The sequence below is a fragment of the Bacillus sp. JJ664 genome, assembly GCF_036962205.1.
Taxonomy (GTDB): domain Bacteria; phylum Bacillota; class Bacilli; order Bacillales; family Bacillaceae_G; genus Gottfriedia.
Window position 1 is genome coordinate 1 of the sequence record NZ_JBALMS010000209.1, and the last position, 1,936, is coordinate 1,936.

Here is a 1,936-nt window from a genome sequence, read left to right on the forward strand (position 1 = left end):
CATGTAAATAAATTGATATTTTTTTGGAGGGTATTAAATATGAAGAATAAAGAAAATATTAACAACAAATTTAACCGATACGTTGAACCAGATGGACTAGATGTAGAATTCTCGGAGGAATTAGCAGATCAAAATGATATTCAAGCACAAGAGCGTTCGGCTGCTGCTGATGCTCGCGTAAAGCATAAGCAATAAAAAAAGGTATGCGTTATTCGCATACCTTTATCTCTTGGTTTTTATATTTTGACTACAAACTGAAAGGTATGCGTTCGCATACCTTTACACATATTATTTATTTAATTCTGCATCAATTGCAGCTTTAATTGACTCAAGGCTTGGATCAGCTGTTGCTTTTCCGTTTACAAATACAGTTGGGGTTCCTTGAACACCGTAATGATTAGCGATTGCAACATCACTAGACACTTGCTTCATTGCTTCTTTTTTATATAAATCTTTTTTAAACTTCTCTTCATCTAAATTTGGCATAACAGATTTCGCAAGTTCGGTTAACTTCTCTTTTGTTGCCCAAGTTTTCGTTTCATCCTCTTGTTTTGCATAAATTTCTTCTTGGAATTTCCAAAATGCATCCTTGTCATAGCTATATACTACTTCAGATGCTAATGCCGCTAAATTTGAATCCTTAGCGATAAACGGGTAATTGATAAATGTAAAAGAAATTAAACCTTTATCGATATATTCTGATTTAATATTAGGAAAAACGATTCTTGTCCAGTCTGCACAAATTGGACATTTATAATCACCAAATTCTACTACTTCAATTTTAGCATTTTTATTTCCAATTGTTGGCTGGTCTTTTGTATTAAACCCGTCCACTTTTACGTCATTTACACCAGAAATTGTCGGGTATGATTCTTCTGCTTTTTTATCTTGAACTTTAGAGACATAAAACAATGCTCCTAGTAAGAGTATAATGCCAACAAAAACAGATATGGCGAATGTTTGATTATTATTCTTTTTTTTCATTACTGCTAAGCTCCCCCTACTTTTGTAATGTATATTATTGTATCATAAAGTAGATGAAGCTAACTATTTATTACTTTGTACTATAAATATATATTACGATTTATTAGACATAATTTAGACATATTTATCTCGAAAGGAAGATATTTTTTTGAAAAAAACAGAAATCATTATACTAACAGGTTTTTTGGGGAGTGGAAAAACAACATTACTAAAACAGTGCTTACAAACAGAGCTAGCAAATAATCGTAAAATAGCAGTTGTAATGAATGAAATAGGTAAAATCTCAATTGACTCTAACGAAGTTTCCGAGGACGTTCGCTTAAAAGAATTACTAAACGGTTGTGTTTGTTGTACNNNNCTTATCTTTAGTACAAAATAATGAACTTGATTGTATTTATATTGAAACAACTGGAGTCGCAAATACCATTGATGTAGTTGATGCTTGTACCTCAGCTCAAACTGTAGAATCCCTCGTGATTAAAGGCGTTTTATCTACAGTCGATGCTACACGTTGGTTAACCAAAAACGAATTAAGTCCTACAATTAGATATTTACTCGTTCAACAGATTTCTTATAGTAATTTATTATTTATTAATCGTTTACAAAATTTATCGACCCACGAACAAGAACATGTCTTACATGAAATAAAATCAATCAATCCCAATATAATCACTGAAAATACGAATGCTAATGACTTTCTAACGAAACTAAGCTTTTTAGCCAGTACAATCGAGCATGAAAAATTTGATGTAAATACATCATTAAAAATTAAAACCTACACTCATGAACAAAATCTTTCTTATGATAAAAAACAATTTGAAGAATTTCTAAGAAATGCTCCGAGTAATTTATTTCGCATAAAAGGCTATGCTTCATTTAAAGGCGACCCAATATTATATAATGTCCAATATTCAAATGGACTCGTTACCTATGAAAAGGAATTAATGAAGCT

Annotated in this window: 4 protein-coding genes; 3 read left to right on the top strand and 1 reads right to left on the bottom strand. The window is 31.2% G+C overall.

Annotation, left to right across the window (positions count from 1 at the left end):
• The first annotated feature begins 39 nt into the window (after positions 1 to 39).
• Positions 40 to 195 (top strand): YfhD family protein, encoded by a 156-nt coding sequence (locus tag V7056_RS20265; protein WP_499704191.1) that lies wholly within the window; start codon positions 40 to 42, stop codon positions 193 to 195.
• Positions 196 to 288: 93 nt separating this feature from the next.
• Here the strand turns inward: V7056_RS20265 and V7056_RS20270 are convergent, their stop codons facing one another.
• On the bottom strand, positions 289 to 984 hold the full coding sequence (locus V7056_RS20270) for a thioredoxin domain-containing protein (RefSeq protein ID WP_499704192.1): 696 nt from the start codon (positions 982 to 984) through the stop codon (positions 289 to 291).
• Between the two features lie 184 nt (positions 985 to 1,168).
• Here V7056_RS20270 and V7056_RS20275 point away from each other — a divergent pair, with 184 nt between their 5' ends.
• The gene (locus V7056_RS20275; RefSeq protein ID WP_499704194.1) at positions 1,169 to 1,363 is read left to right on the top strand and encodes a GTP-binding protein; all 195 of its coding nucleotides are present in this window, start codon (positions 1,169 to 1,171) and stop codon (positions 1,361 to 1,363) included.
• Positions 1,326 to 1,936 (top strand): GTP-binding protein (locus V7056_RS20280; protein WP_499704193.1); only part of this gene is annotated, 611 nt, incomplete at its 3' end. The genes V7056_RS20275 and V7056_RS20280, both read left to right, overlap by 38 nt.

Excerpts from the sequence above, each read along its gene's own strand:
- V7056_RS20265 (WP_499704191.1), top strand. The coding sequence starts at position 40 with ATGAAGAATAAAGAAAATATTAACAACAAATTTAACCGATACGTTGAA.
- V7056_RS20270 (WP_499704192.1), bottom strand. The coding sequence starts at position 984 with ATGAAAAAAAAGAATAATAATCAAACATTCGCCATATCTGTTTTTGTT.